This is a genomic window from Corynebacterium halotolerans YIM 70093 = DSM 44683, assembly GCF_000341345.1.
GTDB classification, from domain to species: Bacteria; Actinomycetota; Actinomycetes; order Mycobacteriales; family Mycobacteriaceae; genus Corynebacterium; species Corynebacterium halotolerans.
Map to the genome: position 1 here is coordinate 1,819,928 of NC_020302.1, position 19,153 is coordinate 1,839,080.

The 19,153-nt window shown below is 70.9% G+C and carries 17 protein-coding genes; 10 read left to right on the top strand and 7 right to left on the bottom strand.

Annotated features, from left to right (window positions below; all coding sequences use genetic code 11):
- The first annotated feature begins 366 nt into the window (after positions 1-366).
- On the top strand, positions 367-1,083 hold the full coding sequence (lexA, locus tag A605_RS08490) for a transcriptional repressor LexA (protein ID WP_015401093.1): 717 nt from the start codon (positions 367-369) through the stop codon (positions 1,081-1,083).
- Between the two features lie 311 nt (positions 1,084-1,394).
- Complete coding sequence (locus tag A605_RS08495; RefSeq protein WP_015401094.1) at positions 1,395-2,174, top strand: DeoR/GlpR family DNA-binding transcription regulator; 780 nt, start codon at positions 1,395-1,397, stop codon at positions 2,172-2,174.
- 71 nt (positions 2,175-2,245) lie between these two features.
- Here the strand turns inward: A605_RS08495 and ptsP are convergent, their stop codons facing one another.
- Complete coding sequence (gene ptsP / locus A605_RS08500) at positions 2,246-3,931, bottom strand: phosphoenolpyruvate--protein phosphotransferase (protein ID WP_015401095.1); 1,686 nt, start codon at positions 3,929-3,931, stop codon at positions 2,246-2,248.
- Positions 3,932-4,253: 322 nt separating this feature from the next.
- Here ptsP and A605_RS08505 point away from each other — a divergent pair, with 322 nt between their 5' ends.
- From A605_RS08505 to A605_RS08520, 4 genes are all read left to right on the top strand, one after another.
- Positions 4,254-5,228: a 1-phosphofructokinase family hexose kinase gene (locus tag A605_RS08505; RefSeq protein WP_015401096.1), complete on the top strand. Its 975-nt coding sequence runs from the start codon at positions 4,254-4,256 to the stop codon at positions 5,226-5,228.
- A gap of 39 nt (positions 5,229-5,267) precedes the next feature.
- Positions 5,268-7,376, top strand: a complete 2,109-nt coding sequence (locus tag A605_RS08510; protein WP_015401097.1) for a PTS fructose transporter subunit IIABC — start codon at positions 5,268-5,270, stop codon at positions 7,374-7,376.
- A 161-nt stretch (positions 7,377-7,537) separates the two neighbouring features.
- Positions 7,538-7,807 carry an HPr family phosphocarrier protein gene (locus A605_RS08515; RefSeq protein WP_015401098.1) on the top strand — a complete coding sequence of 90 codons (270 nt, stop codon included), beginning with the start codon at positions 7,538-7,540 and terminating at the stop codon, positions 7,805-7,807.
- A 153-nt stretch (positions 7,808-7,960) separates the two neighbouring features.
- Positions 7,961-8,785: a glycine betaine ABC transporter substrate-binding protein gene (locus A605_RS08520; protein WP_015401099.1), complete on the top strand. Its 825-nt coding sequence runs from the start codon at positions 7,961-7,963 to the stop codon at positions 8,783-8,785.
- A gap of 19 nt (positions 8,786-8,804) precedes the next feature.
- On the opposite strand, the gene A605_RS08525 is transcribed toward A605_RS08520, so the two are convergent.
- Both A605_RS08525 and hflX read right to left on the bottom strand, forming a co-directional pair.
- Positions 8,805-10,106, bottom strand: coding sequence for a uracil-xanthine permease family protein (locus A605_RS08525; protein ID WP_015401100.1), 1,302 nt, complete (start codon positions 10,104-10,106; stop codon positions 8,805-8,807).
- 67 nt (positions 10,107-10,173) lie between these two features.
- Complete coding sequence (gene hflX, locus A605_RS08530) at positions 10,174-11,727, bottom strand: GTPase HflX (protein WP_015401101.1); 1,554 nt, start codon at positions 11,725-11,727, stop codon at positions 10,174-10,176.
- A gap of 168 nt (positions 11,728-11,895) precedes the next feature.
- Here hflX and A605_RS08535 point away from each other — a divergent pair, with 168 nt between their 5' ends.
- The gene (locus tag A605_RS08535) at positions 11,896-12,639 is read left to right on the top strand and encodes a hypothetical protein (protein ID WP_015401102.1); all 744 of its coding nucleotides are present in this window, start codon (positions 11,896-11,898) and stop codon (positions 12,637-12,639) included.
- 27 nt (positions 12,640-12,666) lie between these two features.
- Complete coding sequence (locus tag A605_RS08540; protein WP_081602108.1) at positions 12,667-13,215, top strand: hypothetical protein; 549 nt, start codon at positions 12,667-12,669, stop codon at positions 13,213-13,215.
- 10 nt (positions 13,216-13,225) lie between these two features.
- Here A605_RS08540 and dapF read toward each other — a convergent pair whose 3' ends face one another.
- The 3 genes from dapF to A605_RS08555 are packed head-to-tail and all read right to left on the bottom strand — an operon-like array spanning position 13,226 to position 15,636.
- Positions 13,226-14,122 carry a diaminopimelate epimerase gene (gene dapF, locus A605_RS08545; protein WP_015401104.1) on the bottom strand — a complete coding sequence of 299 codons (897 nt, stop codon included), beginning with the start codon at positions 14,120-14,122 and terminating at the stop codon, positions 13,226-13,228.
- Positions 14,119-15,024, bottom strand: coding sequence for a tRNA (adenosine(37)-N6)-dimethylallyltransferase MiaA (gene miaA, locus A605_RS08550; protein ID WP_015401105.1), 906 nt, complete (start codon positions 15,022-15,024; stop codon positions 14,119-14,121). Before miaA ends, dapF begins: the two co-directional genes overlap by 4 nt.
- On the bottom strand, positions 15,025-15,636 hold the full coding sequence (locus tag A605_RS08555; protein ID WP_015401106.1) for a hypothetical protein: 612 nt from the start codon (positions 15,634-15,636) through the stop codon (positions 15,025-15,027).
- Positions 15,637-15,882: 246 nt separating this feature from the next.
- Between A605_RS08555 and A605_RS08560 the strand changes: the two genes are divergently transcribed.
- Together A605_RS08560 and A605_RS08565 are read left to right on the top strand one after the other, a co-directional pair.
- Positions 15,883-17,271, top strand: a complete 1,389-nt coding sequence (locus A605_RS08560) for a DUF349 domain-containing protein (protein ID WP_015401107.1) — start codon at positions 15,883-15,885, stop codon at positions 17,269-17,271.
- Entirely contained in the window at positions 17,272-18,435 is a 1,164-nt protein-coding gene (locus tag A605_RS08565; protein ID WP_015401108.1) for a GNAT family N-acetyltransferase, read from the top strand. It begins immediately after the preceding gene.
- A gap of 4 nt (positions 18,436-18,439) precedes the next feature.
- On the opposite strand, the gene A605_RS08570 is transcribed toward A605_RS08565, so the two are convergent.
- A complete protein-coding gene (locus A605_RS08570) occupies positions 18,440-19,135 on the bottom strand; it encodes an Rv2732c family membrane protein (RefSeq protein WP_015401109.1) in 696 nt (231 codons plus the stop codon).
- Positions 19,136-19,153: the final 18 nt, after the last annotated feature.

The window sequence follows — 19,153 nt, forward strand, 5'->3', positions numbered from 1 at the left end:
CAGCCGCAGCCGGGACAATGGACGAGGAGGATGTACGGGCAGGGTGAGCTGGGTTAAGCTGGTTCAGCGAGGTGGTCATGGCGTCGTCCTTCCTGTCGCCGTCGAGCATATCCGGGCACCGGACGGTCTCGAACAGAACGCCCGTTCAGGTGTTCGATACCGCTTTCGTGTTCGATTTATAGCACCCACTCGAACACCTGTCCACACCGCCCGGGGAAATAGTCGAACATTAGTGCCAGTTCGTGATAGACATGTATTAGATGAATGGCCCGCGGCCATCCGCCGATTCGAACAACTCGACCGGCCACGCCGATCCCGCCAATCCGAGCCGACCACGCCCCGCCACCCACAAAGGAGTCCGCAGACATGGCACGCCAGAGCTCGAGGACCAAAGTCACCACCTCCCCCACCGGCAAGCCCGATCCCGCCTCCCTGTCCGACCGCCAGCGTCGCATCCTCGAGGTGATCCGCGACGCCGTGGTGCTGCGCGGCTACCCGCCGAGCATCCGCGAGATCGGTGACGCGGCCGGCCTCCAGTCCACCTCCTCGGTGGCCTATCAACTCAAGGAGCTCGAGAAGAAGGGCTTCCTGCGCCGGGACCCGAACAAGCCGCGGGCCGTGGACGTGCGCCACCTTCCGGACACCGACGGCCCCTCGAAGCCGGGACGCAAGGCATCCCCCGCCGCGGAAGCCCCGGCCGACGCCGGCGCCGCCAACTACATCCCGGTGGTGGGCAACATCGCCGCCGGCTCCCCGATCCTGGCCGACCAGCACGTCGACGACTACTTCCCGCTGCCCACCGAGATCGTCGGCGACGGCGAGCTCTACATGCTCAAGGTCATCGGCGAGTCCATGCGGGACGCCGGCATCCTCGACGGCGACTGGGTCGTCGTCCGCTCCCAGCCCGTGGCCGAGGAGGGCGAGTTCGTCGCCGCGCTCATCGACGGGGAGGCCACCGTCAAGGAGTTCCACCGCGATTCCACCGGCGTGTGGCTGCTGCCGCACAACGACGCCTACGCCCCGATCCCCGGTGAGAACGCCGAGATCATGGGCAAGGTTGTCTCCGTGATGCGCAAGCTCTAGCTTCCGGGCCACGGCCCACCCACGGGGCCGGCCCTCCCCTCCCGCCTTCAGGCGCCCACATGGGGCGCGCCCCGTGATCTGCTCTCTCACCCCCGGATTGGGTTGAGCTGTCCGACGGGAAAAGTCACATGTTCCCACGTGAACGGAAGGTGGTTCCGGACCCTCTGACCCGCATCTTCCGCCCCTTCGAGCCATTCCGCCGCTCCCCTGCCCACTGCCGACGTGGAAAAACCCGCCACCGGGGCGGACAAATTTGCCACAATGGCAGGCGTGGGCATCCGCCCGATCACCTTGTTTGTCTGTGAGGAAACATGTACGCAGAGGAGCGCCGCCGCCAGATCGCCTCTTTCACCGCCGTGGAGGGGCGTGTCAACGTCACCGAGTTGGCGAACCGGTTCGACGTGACGGCCGAGACCATCCGCCGTGACCTCGCCGTGCTCGACCGCGAGGGCGTGGTCCACCGTGTCCATGGCGGCGCCGTCGCCAGCCAGACCTTCCAGACCACCGAATTCTCGCTCGACGCCCGCTTCCGCTCCGCCCCGACCGCCAAGTCCGCGATCGCCCGGGCCGCCCTGCAGTTCCTCCCCGAGTCGGACGGCGGACTGTTCCTGGACTCCGGCTCGACGATCGGCACCCTGGCCGAGCTCATCGCGGAGCGACCACAGTCCCGGTACTGGTCGGTCGTGACCAACAGCCTGCCCATCGCCCTCAACCTGGCCAACAAGGGCCTTCCCGAGGTGCAGCTGCTCGGCGGCAGCGTCCGCGCCATCACCCAGGCCGTCGTCGGCGACACCGCACTGCGCACGCTGGCCCTGATGCGTGCCGACGTCGCCTTCATCGGCACCAATGCCCTGACCCTGGACCACGGCCTGTCCACCGCCGACGCGCAGGAGGCCGCCATCAAGGCGGCGATGGTCACCAACGCCCACAAGGTGGTCGTGCTGTGCGACTCCACCAAGCTGGGCAACGACTACCTGGTCAGCTTCGCCGGCATCGACGACATCGACGTCGTGATCACCGACCCCTCGGCCCCCGAGTCCTTCCTCACAGCCCTGCGCGACCGGGAGATCGAGGTCGTCGTCGCCGACTGATATGCGTGGACGAACAGGGGCGGGCCCCGGGGAATTCTCTCCCCGGGACCCGCCCCTGGTCTCTGCGTGGACTATGCCCGCAGCATGGTGCGCACGGTCTCGCGGGCCTCAGCGGCCCCCTCGGCCGCCAGTGCGGCGTCGGCGATCTCCCGGCAACGCTCCAGATCAACCTCGGCGAGCTGGGCGCCCACCCCGGCCACCGCGGTGGCGGCCGCGGACAGGGAGTTCACGCCCAGGCCCGTGAGCACACAGGCGAGTGCGGGGTCCGCGCCGGCCTCACCGCACACGCCGACGGGGATACCGGCCTCGGCGCCGGCCTCGCAGGTGTGGCGGACCAGCCGCAGCACGGCCGGTTGCCAGGGATCGGTCAGATGCGCCAGGCGCGGAGAGAGCCGGTCGGCGGCCATCGTGTACTGGGTCAGGTCATTGGTGCCGATGGACACGAAGTCCAGGTGCGGCATGATCTTGTCGGCCATGAGCACGGCGGCCGGGACCTCGATCATGGCGCCGGGTGTCAGGCCCCGCTCCCGGCACAGACCGGCGAACCACTTCGCCTCCTCTGCCGTGGCGACCATCGGCGCCATGACCCAGGTGGGGGCGTTGTCGCCGCGCCCCTCGGCGGCCCGGGCGATCGCGTCGAGCTGGCGGGTGAGCAGCCCCTCGTTGCCGTGGGCGATGCGCAGACCCCGCACCCCGAGGGCCGGGTTCTCCTCCTCGTCGAGGTTGGCGTAGGCGATCGGCTTGTCGGAGCCGGCGTCGAGGGTGCGGATGACGACCTTGGACTCCGGGAAGGCGTCGAAGACCCGGCGGTAGACTCTCGCCTGCTCATCGACGCCCGGCTCCTCGGTCGTGGACAGGAAGCTCATCTCCGTGCGGTAGAGGCCCACCCCCTCCACCTGGGCGTCGGAGGCGAGGCGGGCGGCGTTGCCGTCGGCGACGTTCGCCAGCAGTTGCACCCGGTGCCCGTCCGAGGTCCGGCCCGGGCCGCGCCACTGCGCGATGAGGGCGGCGCGTTCGCGGGACTCGGCGACGGCGGCGAGGGCGAGATCCGGATCGGCGCCGCGGGTGACGGTGCCCAGGGCACCGTCGACGAGCACCATCTCGTCGGCGGGGATGTCACGGACGGTGGCGCCGACGGCGACGATGCAGGGCAGGTTGAGCTGCCGGGCGATGATCGCGGTGTGGCTGGTCGGGCCGCCGAGCTCGGTGACCAGGGCGACGACGTGGTCGGTGTCGAGGGTGGCGGTGTCGGCGGGTGAGAGATCCTCGGCGAAGATCACGCCCTCGCCGTCGATCTCCGGCAGGCCGGGTTCAGCCTCCCCGCGCAACTCGGCGATGACGCGGTCGCGGATGTCCCGCAGATCGGTCGTGCGCTCGGCCATGACTCCGCCGGCGGCCTCGAACATGGCCACGAACTTGTCGGTGGCGACGACCGTGGCGTACTCGGCCGACTGGCCGGAGCTGACGGCCTTGCGCACCGCCTTGCGCCAGCCGCGGTCGGCGACCATGCCGGCGGTGGCCTTGAGCACCTCGGCGGCCGAACCCTCGGCCTGCTCCGAGCGGGCGTCGAGACGCGCGGCCACGGTGTCTGCGGCGGTGATGAAACGATCGTACTCGGCCGGACGGTCCCCCTCGGCGACGGTGCCGTCGGCGGTGGGCAGTTCAGGGCGCGGTCGGACCCGGACCGCGCGGGCGTAGGCGGTGCCGGCGACGACGCCGGTCCCCTTCATGACAGTGGTGGACAGCGCGTCACTCATGCCGGTCTCCGAATCTCACGTCACAGGAATAGTTATCCCCCAGATCACCACAATTTTATCCCGTTCGCAACAAAGCAGACACGGCGCACTTGACAAACGGGCAAAACCGGACAAAAATCATCACAAAGACAATCCCATAGTGAGGTCCCTCACATTACCGGCGTTCCCGCCAGTGTCCTGAGAGTCACCTGAAAACCGCCCGTTAACATTGACGCCGCTCACGGGTGGGCATCTCAGCGGGATCACCCGGGGTCATCTTTTCCAGGCCACGTCAACCACGACGGTCCGCCGCGGCACCTCCGACCGGACAGGGAGCACACCCGTGATACTCACCCTCACCCCGAACCCGAGCATGGACACCACGATGCAGTTGCAGGGGCCGCTCAAGCGCGGTGCCGTGCAACGGCCGGACACGGTCACGCGAGTGGCCGGCGGCAAAGGCGTGAACGTCACACACGCCGTGCACCTCGCCGGCGAGGAGACCCTGGCCGTCTTTCCCGCCCGCGACAACGATCCCTTCATCGCCCTGGTCATGGAGGCCGGCCTGCCCTACCGGTCTGTTCCCGTCGCGGAGAGCGTGCGGATCAACAACACCCTGGCGGAGCCGGACGGCACGACGACGAAGATCAACGGCCCCGGCGCGTTCATCAACCGGGAGACCCGGCTGCGCATCAAGGGGCTCGTCGTCGAGCTGGCCGGCGAGGCCGACTGGATCGTGATGGCCGGTTCGCTGCCACCGGGCATCCCCGCCACCTGGTACACCACGCTGGTCAACGCCGTGCGCTCGGTGCACCCGGACGTGCCGATCGCCGTGGACACCTCCGACGCCGCGATGGTCGAGCTCGGCCGCGGCCTCGAGGACGCCGCCCCCACCCTCATCAAGCCCAACGGCATGGAGCTCGGGCAGCTGGTGGGCGAGGACGGCGACGCCCTGGAGACCGCCGCCGCGGACGGCGACCTCGCCCCGGTCGTCGCGGCCGCCCGCCGCGTCCTCGACCGTGGTGTGCGCGAGGTGCTCGTCACCCTCGGTGCCGCCGGCGCCGTACTGGTCACCGCCGAGGGCACCTGGCACGCCTCCCCGCCGCCGACCACCGTCAACTCCACCGTCGGCGCCGGTGACAGCTCCCTGGCGGGCTACATCATGGCCCGCCGCGCCGGAGCCTCCCCCGCCGACTGTCTCGCCCGCGCCGTCGCCTACGGCTCGGCCGCCACCGCCCTGCCGGGCACGACGCTGCCCACCCCCGACCTGGTCAACCTGGCCGACACGCACGTGCGTGCCGTGCCCGCATCCCGCTGATCTTCCCCATCCGTCCCTGCTCCCCTCTGAGGATACGCCATGTCATCTCCCATCATCACCGCCGAGCTGGTCCGGCTCGACGTCGACTCGGGGTCCACCGCTTCTGAGGTGATCACCGCCCTGGCCGGACTCGTCCACTCCGCCGGCCGCGCCACCGATGCCGCGACACTCGCCGAGGACGCCATCGCCCGCGAATCGAAGTCCGGCACCGGTGTGCCCGGTCGGGTGGCCATCCCCCACTGCCGCTCCGAGGCCGTCAGCGAACCCACCCTCGCCTTCACCCGCCTGTCGAATCCCGTGGACTTCGGTGGCCCCGACGGCGCCGCCGACCTCGTCTTCCTCATCGCCGCGCCCGCCGGGGGCGGCAAGGAGCACCTGAAGATCCTCTCGAAGCTCGCCCGCGCCCTGGTACGCGGGGACTTCGTCACCCGGCTCCGGGAGGCGGAGGCCGACGAGGAGATCGTCACCGCGGTCACCGAGGTCGTCACCGCCGAAAAGCGCGCGAAGCCCGCGGCCACCGCAACCGCGGCCCCCGAACCCGCCCCGTCGGAACCGGTGTCCGCGGAGGGTCCCCGGGTCACCCGCATCGTCGCGGTGACCGCCTGCCCCACCGGCATCGCCCACACCTACATGGCCGCCGACGCGCTCAGCCAGACCGCGGCCGACCGCGACGACCTCGAGTTCACCGTCGAGACCCAGGGCTCGTCGTCGACCAGGCCCATGGACCCGGCCCTGGTCGAGGCGGCCGACGCCGTCATCTTCGCCACCGACGTCGGGGTGCGTGACCGCGAGCGCTTCGCGGGCAAGCCGGTCATCGAGTCCGGCGTCAAGCGCGCGATCAACGAACCCGGCGTGATGCTCGACGAGGCCGTCGCGGCCGCCGGTGACCCCTCCGCCCGGCGCGTGTCGGGGGCGTCGGCAAGCGGCGCGCAGGACGCCGCCGCCGGTGCCGGGGAGAGCGGGGAGCCGGGTTGGGCGCGGCGCATCCAGCAGGCGGTGATGACGGGCGTGTCCTACATGATCCCCTTCGTCGCGGCCGGTGGTCTGCTGCTGGCCCTGGGCTTCCTCGTCGGCGGCTACGACATGGCCAACGGCTGGCAGCAGATCGTCCTCGGGCACTCGCTGGCCGACCTGCCGGGCAACACCGTCGTCGTCGACGGGGAACCGGTGTCCTTCGGTCGTTCGGGGCTGTCGCTCTACCTCGGCGCGGTGCTCTTCGCCACCGGGCAGATGGCCATGGGCTTCATCGTCTCCGCACTGTCCGGCTACATCGCCTTCGCCCTGGGCGGGCGCCCGGGCATCGCCCCGGGCTTCGTCGGTGGCGCAATCTCCGTCCTGGTCGGGGCCGGCTTCATCGGCGGTCTGGTCACCGGCATCCTCGCCGGCCTGATCGCCCGCTGGATCGGCGGCTGGAAGGTGCCGCGCATCGTGGCCTCGCTGATGCCGGTGGTGATCATCCCGCTGCTGACCTCGCTGGCCGTCGGCCTGGCCATGTTCCTCCTGCTGGGCCGCCCCCTCGAGCAGGTGATGACGGGCCTGACCGAGTGGCTGGGTTCCCTGTCCGGCTCCTCGGCCGTCCTGCTCGGCGTCATCCTGGGCCTGATGATGTGCTTCGATCTGGGTGGCCCCGTGAACAAGGCGGCCTACCTGTTCGCCACCGCCGGCCTGTCCACGGGTGATCAGGCCAGCATGGAGATCATGGCCACGGTCATGGCCGCCGGCATGGTCCCGCCGATCGCCCTGTCCGTGGCGACCCTGGTGCGCAGGAACCTCTTCTCCCCCGCGGAGCAGGAGAACGGCAAGTCCGCCTGGCTGCTGGGACTGTCCTTCGTCTCCGAGGGCGCGATCCCCTTCGCGGCGGCCGACCCGTTGCGCGTCATCCCGTCCATGATGGCCGGCGGTGCCGCCACCGGTGCGGTGTCGATGGCGTTCGGCGTCGGTTCCCGCGCCCCGCACGGCGGCGTGTTCGTCCTGTTCGCCATCGACCCCTGGTGGGGCTTCCTGCTGTCCATCCTGGTGGGCACCGTGGTCTCCGCGGTCGCGGTCCTCGCCCTCAAGCAGTTCTGGCCGAGCCGGGCGGTGAAGGAGGCCAACGCCGCAGCGGCCACCGCCGACGATGCGGCCGAGCGCTCTCCGGTAGCCGGCTGAACCCCACCCGTCCGCAGTGGGCGGGGACCCACCCCGGCCGTGGCGGGCGGAGTATGAACTCCCTAGACTCAGGAACGGACACCGGTGAGCCCGCCCCTCTAGTGGCGGCGCCGGATCAACCAACCACCGCGGGCCGCGTGCCCCGGACGAAAGGACACTCCATGGCATCGAAGACCGTGACCGTCGGATCCGCCGTCGGTCTGCACGCCCGGCCGGCCTCCATCATCGCCGACGCCGCCGGCGAGTACGACGACGACATCTTCCTCACCCTCGTGGGTGACGAGGATCCGGAGGAGACCGACGCGGCCTCCTCCCTGATGATCATGGCCCTGGGCGCGGAGCAGGGCGACCAGGTCACCGTCACCTCGGACAACGCCGAGGCCGTGGAGAAGATCGCCGGTCTGATCGAGCAGGACCTCGACGCCGGATAGGTGCTCCTCTCTGCCACTCCCTGCGGCTCCCCGTCCCGGTTCCCGGCACGGGGAGCCGTCGTCATTTCCCGGTTCGCCCGTTTTCGCGCCGCCACCGCCGTAGGATCGCCGGCACACGACCGTGACCTCCCATAAGAGACGAGGAATCCGAGCATGACGTCACCTGGGCACCAGTTCCCCGGCCCCGTGGTCTACGGGCGCATCGACGAGTCCTTCCACCAGGTCGCCGCGGCTGTCGTCGAGGAGGTGCTGCGGCGGCTGGGGCACGAGGTCGACGTCGTCGAGGGACCGCACCCGCGGATGTACCCGCAGCTGGCCGCGAGGAGGCAGCACCTGTTCGCCGACGCGTGGCTGCCCGGTGGCCACGAGGTGTACTGGGAGCAGGTCAAGGACTCGGTGGTGGAGGTCGCCTCGCTCTACGACGGGGCGGCCTTCTACTGGGCCGTGCCCGCCTACATCCCCGCCGAACTGGTCTCCTCGCTGTCGGATCTCGCCCGCCCCGAGGTCAGGGAGAGGATGACCACGCTGACGGTCCAGGGCACCACCGCCGCGGCGGGGCTGACCATGCGCGGGGACGCGCTGTTGGAGACCTACGGACTCGCTGCGCTCGGCTGGCGCCAGGAGATCGGCGACCTCCACGCCATCATCGACACCGTGAACCGGCGGATGGACAACGGCGACTGGTTCGTCACCCCGCTGTGGCAGCCGCAGTACCTCAACGAGGTCCACGACCTGCGCCCACTGGCGGACCCGGAGGGCGCGTTCCCCGCCCCGGATCGCGCCTCGCTGCTCGCGCACCGCGGCAGCTGGGAAACGCTCCCCGCCCGGACCCGCGGGGTCCTGTCGCGCATCACCTACCCCATCGGGGCGGTCAACGAGATGGACCTGGCCGTCAACCTCCACAGCCGGGATCCGCTGACGGCCGCGCGGGAGTGGATGGACCGCCACCCGGAGACAGTCGACGCCTGGTTCGCCTGAGAACCCGGGGTTCGGGACGTCAGCCGCGGTCGCCGGCCTGGAAGCGCGCGCCCCGGCCCTCCCCGACGTGGACGTAGAGCCACCTGAGCACCGGGTAGACGACGATGATGCCGGCCGAGCCCCAGGCGATGCCCTCGAGGGTCACGCCGAAGACGGTCAGGGTCAGGTTGCCGATGCCCGCGATCAGGGCCACGGCGGCGGTGGTCAGGTTGACCGGGTTGTTGAAGTCGACGTCGTTGTCCTGCCAGATACGGATGCCGAGCATGCCGATCAACCCGTAGAGCACGAGGGTGGCCCCGCCCAGCACCCCGGTGGGGATGGTGAAGATCAGGGCGCCGAACTTCGGGATGAACGCCAGCACGACGGCGGTCAGCGCGGCAACCCAGTACGCGGCCGTCGAGTAGACGCGGGTGGCGGCCATGACGCCGATATTCTCGGCGTAGGTGGTGGTGCCGGAACCACCGAACCCGCCGGCCAGGGAGGTGGCCAGGCCATCGGCGATCAGCGCGTTGCCCGCGAGGTCGTCCAGGTTCTTTCCGGTCATCGCGCTGACGGCCTTGACGTGGCCGACGTTCTCCGCGATCAGCACGATCAGCACGGGCAGCGTGACCAGGATGGCCGAGAGCTGGAACTCCGGGGCGTGGAACTGCGGCAGACCGAACCAGGCGGCCTCGGACACCGCCTCCGCGGAACCATCGGCGAGGTTGCCGGTCAGGGCGGCGAAGATCCAGCCGACGACCACGCCGAGGAGGATGCCCAGGCGCGCGACCATGCCCCGCCCGGCCACGGTGGCGACGAGGATGACCAGCAGCGTGACGGCGGCGACCAGCGGCTGGGAGGCGAAGTTCGCGGCGGCCGTCGGTGCGAGGTTCAGGCCGATCAGCGCGACGATCGCGCCGGTGACGGCCGGGGGCATGACCGCGTCGATCACCCGACGCCCGGCGGCCTTGACGATGAACCCCACGACCACCAGTGCCAGTCCCGTGGCCAGCACGCCGCCGATCTGGGCGCCGATACCGTGGACCTGACTGGCCGACAGCGGGGCGATGAAGGCGAAGGAGCTGCCCAGGTAGGAGGGCAACCGGTTACGGGTGAGCAGCAGGAACAGCATCGTGCCCACGCCCGAGAACAGCAGCGTGGTGTTGACCGGGAACCCGGTCAGGGTGGGTACGAGCAGCGTGGCGCCGAACATGGCGACCACGTGCTGCATGCCGATGCCGATGGTGCGCGGCCAGCTCAGCCGTTCGTCGGGGGCGACGACCGCGCCGGGGAGGATCTTCTTGCCGTCGCCGTGGACGGTCCAGCCGAGGGATGTCTTCACGAATCCCGATTATCCCGCCTGCGGGCCCGATCGGACAATCGGGCGGGCACGTCCCCTGGTTCGTCCCCTAGTTCCGGGACCCGGTCTCCGGCTCCACGATGAACTCGGTGAGCTCACCGGCCAGCGACCGCGGCAGCCGGACGTCGATGAGCGTGCCCTCGGAGGTGTACTCCTCGCTGCGCACGGTGCCGGACTCGTGGATGCGGGAGACGAGGTCACCACGGGTGAAGGGGATGAGCACCGTCACGTGGGCGTCCAGGGAGTTGAGGAACAGCTCGATGCGGGCCTCGAGCTCGGGCACCCCCTCCCCCGTCTTCGCGGAGACGAACACGACGTCGTCGCGGTCGAGCACGTGACGCAGCTCCGCGAGCACCAGCGGATCCGCGGCGTCGATCTTGTTGACGACGATGATCTCCGGCGGCGCCTCCTCACCGGTCTCGCGGACGATGTCGTAGACGACCTTGTTGACGGCCTCGATCTGCCTGAGCGGGAAGGGGTCGGAACCGTCGACGACGTGCAGCATGAGGTCGGCGGCCAGCACCTCCTCCAGCGTGGACTTGAAGGCCTCGACGAGCTGGGTGGGCAGGTGGCGCACGAAGCCGACGGTGTCGGTGAACACCACCGCCCGGCCGTCGGCCAGCGTGGCCCGGCGCGTCGTCGGATCCAGGGTGGCGAACAGCGCGTCCTCGACGAGCACGCCGGCCCCGGTCATCGCGTTGATCAACGAGGACTTGCCGGCGTTGGTGTAACCGGCGATGGCGATCTGCGGGGTGGTCGAGGACTGGCGCCGGTGGCGCTTGATCTCGCGTGAGGTCTTCATGCCCGCGAGCTCGCGGCGCAGCTTGGCCATGTCGGCGCGCAGGCGGCGGCGGTCCGCCTCGATCTTCGTCTCACCGGGGCCGCGCAACCCGACGCCGCCGTTGGAGCCGGCGCGGCCGCCGGCCTGGCGGGACAGGTTGCCGCCCCAGCCGCGCACGCGGGTGATCAGGTACTCCATCTGCGCCAGGCTGACCTGTGCCTTGCCCTCCTTGGACTTCGCGTGCTGGGCGAAGATGTCGAGGATGAGCATGGTGCGGTCGATGACCTTGGTGTTGAGCGCGTTCTCCAGGGCGACGAGCTGGCCGGGGGCCAGCTCACCGTCGCAGACGACGGTGTCGGCGCCGGTGGCGGCGATGATGTCGCGCAGCTGGTCGACCTTGCCGGAGCCGATGTAGGTGCCCGGGTCCGGCTTGTCGCGCTTCTGGTAGAGCATCTCGAGGACCTCGGCGCCGGCGGTCTCGGCGAGGGCGGCGAGCTCGGCCATGTTGGCCTCGATCTCCGCGGTGGTGCCCTCCGTCCACACCCCGACGAGGATGACCTGCTCAAGCCTCAGCTTGCGGTACTCGACCTCGGTGATGTCCTCGGAGCGGATCGTGGTCTCGCGGGTGACCCGGCGGAAGGCGTTGCGTTCGGCCAGGTCCAGTTCTCCGACCGTCGGGGCGAGCAACCCGGACTGGTCCTCGCCGGGATCCTCCTGCGGCCTCGGCTGCGGGCGGTTGTCGCGGAACGCACGCGCAAGCAGCTCGTCGTGGGAGGAGTCGGCGGGACGGTTGTTTCGGTCGGTGTCGTGAGAATTGGTCATTGGCCTTTATTCTTCCACGTCGTGGACGGAAAACCCAGGGCCTGCGGGCTCGCCCACAGCGAACACCGGTCACGGGTCGATCACGGGCCGGTCACGGCCCGGAAACAGGGGCGGAGGTTCGCCACCGGCGAGTTCACCGGAGGGGGCACAAGGGTTAGACTGGCGCGCATGAGCACCGACCTGAAGAGCATTGGCCTGGGATTCGACCGCTGGCAGGACGCCGTCGAGGCGGCGATCGCCACCAACCAACTGGTGGTCACCGGCGAGGTCCGCGGTGGTCAGCTGATCCAGTTCACGGACGTCTCCGGCGCGCAGATCAACATCCTCGCCGTGGAGCCGTTCGCCACCTACGCCGGTTTCGAGTCCCTCACGCAGACCTTCGCGAACGTGAGCATGGTCAGTGACGTGCTCGCCTACTGCGAGATCCTCGATCCCTTCGGCAAGGTGCAGTCCTCCGTGACCTGCAACCTGTCCCAGGGCCCCCTGCTGGTCGACGAGCCGACCCAGGAGTGGCAGCAGCTCGGCGTGACCGCCCTGGGCCTGGAGGTGTCCCGCTACGCGGACGCCGAGGCCTACGAGTCCGCCACCGGTGAGATCCTCGGCGTGCTGATCTCCGAGGGCGCGCAGGTCGTCGCCGCCGGATCCGGCGCCGCCGCCCCGGACGCCTCCGCGACCTTCTCGGCCCGCGTGCTCGACGCGGAGTACCGCCACAACCAGCTGACCGGCCAGCGTTTCATCCACGCCACCGTCGACGGCGCCTTCCCCTTCGACGTCTGCCTGCCCGATTCCCCGGAGCTCCCGGCCCGCGACAGCGTCATCGCCGGCACCGCGGTGCTCACCGCCTCCGTGCTCTCCCCCATCGGCGGGGGATGCGGCTGCGGCAGCGGAGGCTGCGGCTGCGGCGGGCACTAGGCCGCTGACCGGGAGGTCACCCGACACATGCCGGAGAAGTCTATTTCCACCCCGGGAGGCGGACGCGGAGGCCGACGGGGCCGCCACCCCTGGGTGCTGGCCGCCACCCTCGCCGCCTGCGTGGTGGTGCTGGCCATGTTCAGGCTGCAGGGACTGATCCTGCTCGTGCCCATTCTGCTGGTCGCCCTCATGGTCCTGCACTACCGCCCCGACGCCACCGAGGTCACCGCTCTGCGGTCCTCGATTGCGCTGTCGGCCGAGGATCTGCGGGACGTCCTCGACGAATTCGACCGCTTCGCCGCCGACGCGGACGCCGATGCGCTGGCCGACCGGACCCTGCACCGCCCGGCGCTGCTCGACCAGGACTGCCCTGATCCCGAGATCGAGGAGTTCCACTACCAACAGGCCACCGCGCGCCGCTTCCTCAACCGGCTGGAGGCGCGCCTGGCCAACCCCGCCCTGGAGATCGGCCAGCTCGAGACGCTGCTGTCGGTGACGGACCAGCGTGTCCTCGAGCTGAAGGAGTCGTGGCTGGCCGCCCGCCAGGCCGCCAAGCGGCTCGGCCCGAACTACTGAGCCCGCGCCACTACCTCCCTGTCACGGCGCCCCGGTGCACATGCCCGGTGGCCACGATGCGTGACGGGCCGGTCAGCGTGGAGGTCTCCCCGGCGATCTCGACGACGACCTGACCGCCGGGCACCTCGACGGTGACGGTGCCGTCCACCCGTCCCGCGTCGGCCAGCGCCGCCCGAGCCGCGGCGACGGTGCCGGTGCCACAGGACAGTGTCTCCCCCACCCCGCGCTCGAACACGCGCATGCCCACGCTGCCGTCGGCGAGTTCGGTGAGCACCTCGACGTTGACCCCCCGGGGGAAGAACTCCGTGTCATAGACCGGCTGCTCGAGTCTCAGCGCCGCCAGGCCGTCGCGGGTCAGGCCGGGCACGACCGCAGCCAGGTGCGGGTTGCCCAGGTCCACGCCGAGCCCGGCGAAGTCGAGCCCGCCCATGCGCGCGGTGGACACGCCGGTGACCTCGGCCGGGCCCATGTCCACGGAGACCCGGGCGAGGTGGTCGTCGCAGGAGTGGACGGTCACCGGCCGGGCCCCGGCGCGGGTGCCGACGGTGAACCGGTCGACCGCCACGAGTCCGCGGGAGCGGATCCAGTGGGCGAAGACGCGGACGCCGTTGCCGCACATCTCGGCGATGGAGCCGTCGGCATTGCGGTAGTCCATGAACCAGTCGTCGCGGGCGATGCCCTCGGCCAGTGCCCCGAGCCCGCCGGCGTCGAGCAGGGCACCGGCGCGCGCCACGCGCAGCACGCCGTCGGCGCCGAGGCCGGTGCGGCGGTCACACAGGGCCGCGACGAGCCCGGGGTCCAGGTCGAGCGTGGCGTCCTCGTCGGGGAGGACGAGGAAGTCGTTGCCGGTGCCGTGGCCCTTGGCGAAGAAGATCAGGTCCTGTGGGTGCTGTTCGGTGACGTTCACCCGAGTAATTCTAGCGCCCGGGCGCGGGTGTCGGCGGTGGCGTCCAACCACGTGATGCGCGGGTCCCGGTTGAACCAGGAGCGTTGGCGGCGCACGTAGCGTCGCGTGCCGGTGATGGTGCGCTCCACGGCCTCGTCCCAGGTCAGTTCCCCGGTCATGGCGGCGAGCACCTGGGCGTAGCCGATGGCCCGTCCGGCCGTGGAGTCGGCGACCAGGCCGCGGGCGACCAGGGCCTCGACCTCCCCGACCAGACCCCGGTCGAACATCTGCCGGGTGCGCAGCTCAATGCGCGGGTTGAGCCAGTCCGGGGCGGTGCGCAGGCCGAGGATGCGGGTGCCCCAGCGGGGCGGGGCGTTCTTCGGCGGCTGGCTGGCCCGGAAAGGTTCGCCGGTGAGCTCGATGACCTCCAGGGCACGCACGGTCCGGCGCGGGTCCTTGTCCTCGATGACGCGGGCGGCCTCGGGGTCGACCTCGGCCAGCTCGTCGTGCAGGGCGTCGACGCCGATATCGGCCAGCCGAGCCTCGTACCGCGCGCGCACCTGCGGATCGGTGGGCGGGAAGCGCCAGTCGTCGACGAGCGACTGCACGTAGAGCATCGACCCGCCGACCAGGATGGGCACCTTCCCGCGGGCGAGGATGTCCTCCACGTCGGCCACGGCGTCGGCCTGGTAGCGGGCGACGGAGGCGGTCTCGGTGACGTCGAGGACGTCGAGCTGGTGGTGCGGGATGCCTTCGCGCTCGTCGACGCTGAGCTTGGCGGTGCCGATGTCCATGCCGCGGTAGAGCTGCATGGAGTCGACGTTGACCACCTCCCCGTCGAGTTCGTGCGCGAGCGCCAGCCCGAGCGCCGACTTGCCGGAGGCGGTGGGTCCGACCACCGCGATCGGGGTAATCGCGTTCATCTACACCTCCCAGGCGGCCACGTAGCGCCCCACCCCGAGAGTGGTGTCGGCGGCCAGCAGGCGGGCACGGCGGGGTCGCAGCGCCGCCAGCTCCAGCCACAGATCAGGCTCCAGCACCCCGGCCCCGCGCAGCGAGGCCGGGTCCATCTCCCGCCCCGGCCGGGTCCCGGACAGCACGTCGCGGCACCACTCGTCGGCCTCCGCGGCGGCGTCGATCAGCGCGAGCGGGGCCCGCTGCGTGAGTCCGGCGCTGCCGTCGACGGCCACCACAGTCAAGGCGTGAGGTTTGATTTCCTGCAGGTTTGCGCGCGTGTCGGCGATGCGCCCGGTCCAGCCGCCGAGCGCATAGCGCTGCACCAGCTCGGGCAGGTGGGTGCCGGCGCCCACCTGGACCTGTGGGGCACCCCAGGCCGCGAAGGAGCCGGTCAGCCCGGTCTCCCAGCGCGGATCCCGGCTGCCGACGAGTTCGACCGTCCGGGCGGGGTCGGCGGACAGGGCGGCGTCGACCAGCGTGGACACCGCCGCGAGCAGCTGCTCGCCCACACTGTCGGCCGGTGCGAGTTCACGCACGAGGGCGGGTCCGGCGGGCATCACCACGAGATTGACAGTCACGCACCCCACCCTAGTCCCACCGGGATCCGCCTCTGTCAGAGTGGACCGTCCGACGACCCGCGCGTAACACTGACAGTCACGGAAGCCGCGCGGTATGTTGAATACACACATCGCGCCCGGGTCTGCCCGTCAGGCCCGGGCGGGGTACCTCGCGTCAGAGCGGTACCCACGTTTTCAGCGGTCCGTGGCGCACGGGCCCCCGGCAGCCGTGTCGCGCGGCGCAACGACAGAACAGGACGAGCCATCATGACCACTCCCTCGACGCCCTCCCCGAACCCCGGCTCCATGCCGAAGTCGGGACCGCGTCCGACTCCGGGCACCATGCCGAAGCCGGGCCCCCGTCCGGGTGCACAGACCGGCTCCCGCCCCACCCCGTCGCCCGTGCCGAAGACCGTGCCGGTGCCCAGTCCGCCGAAGAACAACCCCGCTGAGTGGGGCCGGGTCGCCGAGGACGGCACCGTGTTCGTCAGGACCGCCGACGGTGAACGGGAGATCGGCTCCTGGCAGGCGGGCACCCCCGCCGAGGGCCTGGCCCACTACGGCGCGCGCTTCGACGACCTCGCCACCGAGGTCGAGCTGCTCGAGTCCCGCCTGACCGCCCATCCGGACGACGCGGCGTCGATCAAGGAGACCGCCCGCGGGCTGCGCGAGACGCTGCCGACGGCCGCCGTGATCGGCGACCTGGGCGCACTCGACCGGCGGCTGGGCACCATCATGGAGCACTCCGACGTCGCCGGGGAGCAGGCGAAGGCCGACAAGGCCCGCCGCCGCACCGAGGCCATCGCCGCCAAGGAGAAACTCGCCGCCGAGGCGGAGGACATCGCCGAGAACTCCACCGAGTGGAAGGTCGCCGGCGACCGCCTGCGGGCCATCCTCGACGAGTGGAAGACCATCCGCGGCATCGACCGCAGGACCGACGACGCGCTGTGGAAGCGCTACTCGCGCGCCCGCGATTCCTTCCACCGCCGCCGCGGCTCCCACTTCGCCGAGCTCGACCGCGGCCGCGCCGCCGCCCGCCGGAAGAAGGAAGAGCTCGTCGAGCGCGCCCGTGGCCTGCAGAACTCCACCGAGTGGAACGAGACGGCGCGCGCCTACCGCGATCTGATGACCGAGTGGAAGGCCGCCGGTCGCGCCCCGCGCGACGTCGACGACAAGCTCTGGGAGGCCTTCCGCGCCGCCCAGGACCACTTCTTCACCGCCCGCAACGCCGTCAACGCCGAGCGCGACAAGGAGTTCACCGCCAACGCGGAGGCCAAGGACGCGCTCATCGCGGAGTACGACCCCCAGATCGATCCGGCCAAGGATCTCGACGTCGCCCGCGCCAAGCTGCGCGAGCTGCAGGAGAAGTGGGACGAGATCGGCTACGTCCCGCGCGGCCGGGTCTCCGAGTACGAGGCCAGGATCGGCGCACTGGAAAAGCGTGTCTCCGAGGCCGAGGAGTCCCAGTGGCGCCGCACCGACCCGGAGGCGCAGGCCCGTGCGGCCCAGTTCACCGCCAAGGTCGACGAGTTCACCGCCCAGGCCGATGCCGCCGCGGCGAAGGGCAACACGAAGAAGGCCGAGCAGCTGCGCGCCCAGGCCGCCCAGTGGCGCGAGTGGGCCGAGACCGCTGTCAACGCGGTCGAGGACCGGTAGTTGGCCCGCTTCCTCCAGCTCGACCGGCCGCCGGCGGTGGCCACCGGTGAGAAGATCCCGCCGGTTCCCGCCGACGCCGTGCGCACCTTCGTCTTCACCGCCAATCTCGCCGCCCAGGAGTCCAGCGGGGACACCGCCTCCTCGGTCTCGGTGGAGCGGGTGCTCCACCGCCTGCAGGGTTCCAGCGAGTCGGACGCCGTGCTGCTCACGCTCGTCGACGACGCGGTGGCTCCGCTGCCGGCAACTGCCGGAGTCTCGGATCTGGGCTATCCCCTCCTGCCGTCGGTGGCCGGTGATTCCACCCGGGAGGCGGAGACGGGGCCGGCGGAGTTCCTCGGCTTCGTACACCTGAGCCTGCCGCTGCTCGAGGACCGCCACGTCATCGAGTTCGAGTGCGTGCTCGACGTGGGTCTGCTGCCCATCCCGGGCGAGGAGCTCTCCGGGGAGGGCCGGGAGGTCTACGGTCGCCTGCTCGACGAGGTGGAGGCCGTGGCCCGGCAGCTGGGGCGCACCACCCTGCAGGTGTGGCTGATGCACCCGGCCGGGGAACAGCCCGGCGCCGGTCCCCTCGCCCGGGAGCTGGCCGCCCGCGGCTTCATCCTGGGCCTGGCCGAGATCCAGGGGGTCCTCGAACTGCCCGTCCCCGCCCCGGACGAGACCCCGCTGCCCGAGGGTGTCACCTGCACCGTGGTCCACGGCTACGAGGTTCCCGGGGAGCTGACCGACGGGGTGCTCGAGCTGATGACCGCGGCGTCCACCGACATCCCCCACGGTGGTCTCGACGCCGAACGCGCGGTCTGGACGCGGGAGCGCCTGCGGCAGGCCGCGGTCCGGTTGCGCGGCCGTGGGACGGAGAATCTGATGGTGGTGCTCCACGGCGTGGGCGGAGTGCTGGCGCTGACCGAGTTCTCCCGCCACCCCGGATCCGATCCCGCGGTGGCGGAGCAGGGCGTGACCATTGTGGCGCCCCGGGCCCGGGGTCGGGGCCTGGGGCGGGCGGTCAAGGTCGTGGGCCTGGAGCGGCTACGTTCCGCGATGCCGCGGGTGGAGCGGGTCTACACGTCGAACGCGTTGGCCAACACGGGCATGCGGGCCGTCAACGCCGACCTGGGGGTCCGGCCGATCAGTGTCAGCTCGGCCTGGCAGAAGGTGACGGCCCGGTGACGGTTCAGTCGGTGTCCTGATCGCCGGTGTCGGCGGGGCGGTGCCGCTCGGCGGCGCGGCGGCGGCGGTCGTCGATGAACAGCGGGTTGTCCTCGTAGGAGGTGTTCTGCCTGGTCACCATCGCCGCGCGCTGGGCGAAGCCGACCTCGTCGAGGTTCTCGTTCTGCGCCCGCTCCTGGGCGATGCGCTTCTGCTCCGGGTCCCGGCGCAGCGCCACCATGCTGTAGGCCGCCACCGCCAGGACGACGGCGACGATGCTCAACCACATGCCGATGCCCGTGGCCGCATCCTCCTCGCCGGCGGGCCGGGTCTGGCGCAGCCACAGGGCGAAGACGGTGTAGAACAGTCCGACGGTGCTGAACATCCAGGCGAGCAACCCGAAGACCGTGCGCCTGGTGATCAGCGTCAGCGTGGTGAGCAGTCCGATGCCCAGGAAGATCAGGATCGAGTAGATGTACTCGGTGAGTTTGATCCCCGCCTCCTCCGCCGCCGGCAGCTGGAGGAGCACCTGGATGCCGAGGACGCTGCCGGCGTGCGGGAGCAGCAGGTAGGCGATGTAGAGCACCAGCGCCGCCAGCAGGGTCCAGCGGTGGCCGCCCAGGCTCATCGTGCGGGCGGCACGCTTCTCCTCCTGTGCCAGATCACGGCTGGAATCCGCTGCCTGACGAATGTCGTCCCGGGACGGGTTGTTCTCGCTCACTGGGGGCGTCTCTCCTTT

What these genes read in the sequence shown, in the direction of transcription:
- A605_RS08560 (WP_015401107.1), top strand. Translation starts at nt 15,883, where the DNA reads ATGACCACTCCCTCGACGCCCTCCCCGAACCCCGGCTCCATGCCGAAG.
- A605_RS08520 (WP_015401099.1), top strand. Translation starts at nt 7,961, where the DNA reads ATGACGTCACCTGGGCACCAGTTCCCCGGCCCCGTGGTCTACGGGCGC.
- A605_RS08540 (WP_081602108.1), top strand. Translation starts at nt 12,667, where the DNA reads ATGCCGGAGAAGTCTATTTCCACCCCGGGAGGCGGACGCGGAGGCCGA.
- A605_RS08515 (WP_015401098.1), top strand. Translation starts at nt 7,538, where the DNA reads ATGGCATCGAAGACCGTGACCGTCGGATCCGCCGTCGGTCTGCACGCC.
- hflX (WP_015401101.1), bottom strand. Translation starts at nt 11,727, where the DNA reads ATGACCAATTCTCACGACACCGACCGAAACAACCGTCCCGCCGACTCC.
- A605_RS08495 (WP_015401094.1), top strand. Translation starts at nt 1,395, where the DNA reads ATGTACGCAGAGGAGCGCCGCCGCCAGATCGCCTCTTTCACCGCCGTG.
- lexA (WP_015401093.1), top strand. Translation starts at nt 367, where the DNA reads ATGGCACGCCAGAGCTCGAGGACCAAAGTCACCACCTCCCCCACCGGC.
- A605_RS08510 (WP_015401097.1), top strand. Translation starts at nt 5,268, where the DNA reads ATGTCATCTCCCATCATCACCGCCGAGCTGGTCCGGCTCGACGTCGAC.
- A605_RS08535 (WP_015401102.1), top strand. Translation starts at nt 11,896, where the DNA reads ATGAGCACCGACCTGAAGAGCATTGGCCTGGGATTCGACCGCTGGCAG.
- miaA (WP_015401105.1), bottom strand. Translation starts at nt 15,024, where the DNA reads ATGAACGCGATTACCCCGATCGCGGTGGTCGGACCCACCGCCTCCGGC.
- ptsP (WP_015401095.1), bottom strand. Translation starts at nt 3,931, where the DNA reads ATGAGTGACGCGCTGTCCACCACTGTCATGAAGGGGACCGGCGTCGTC.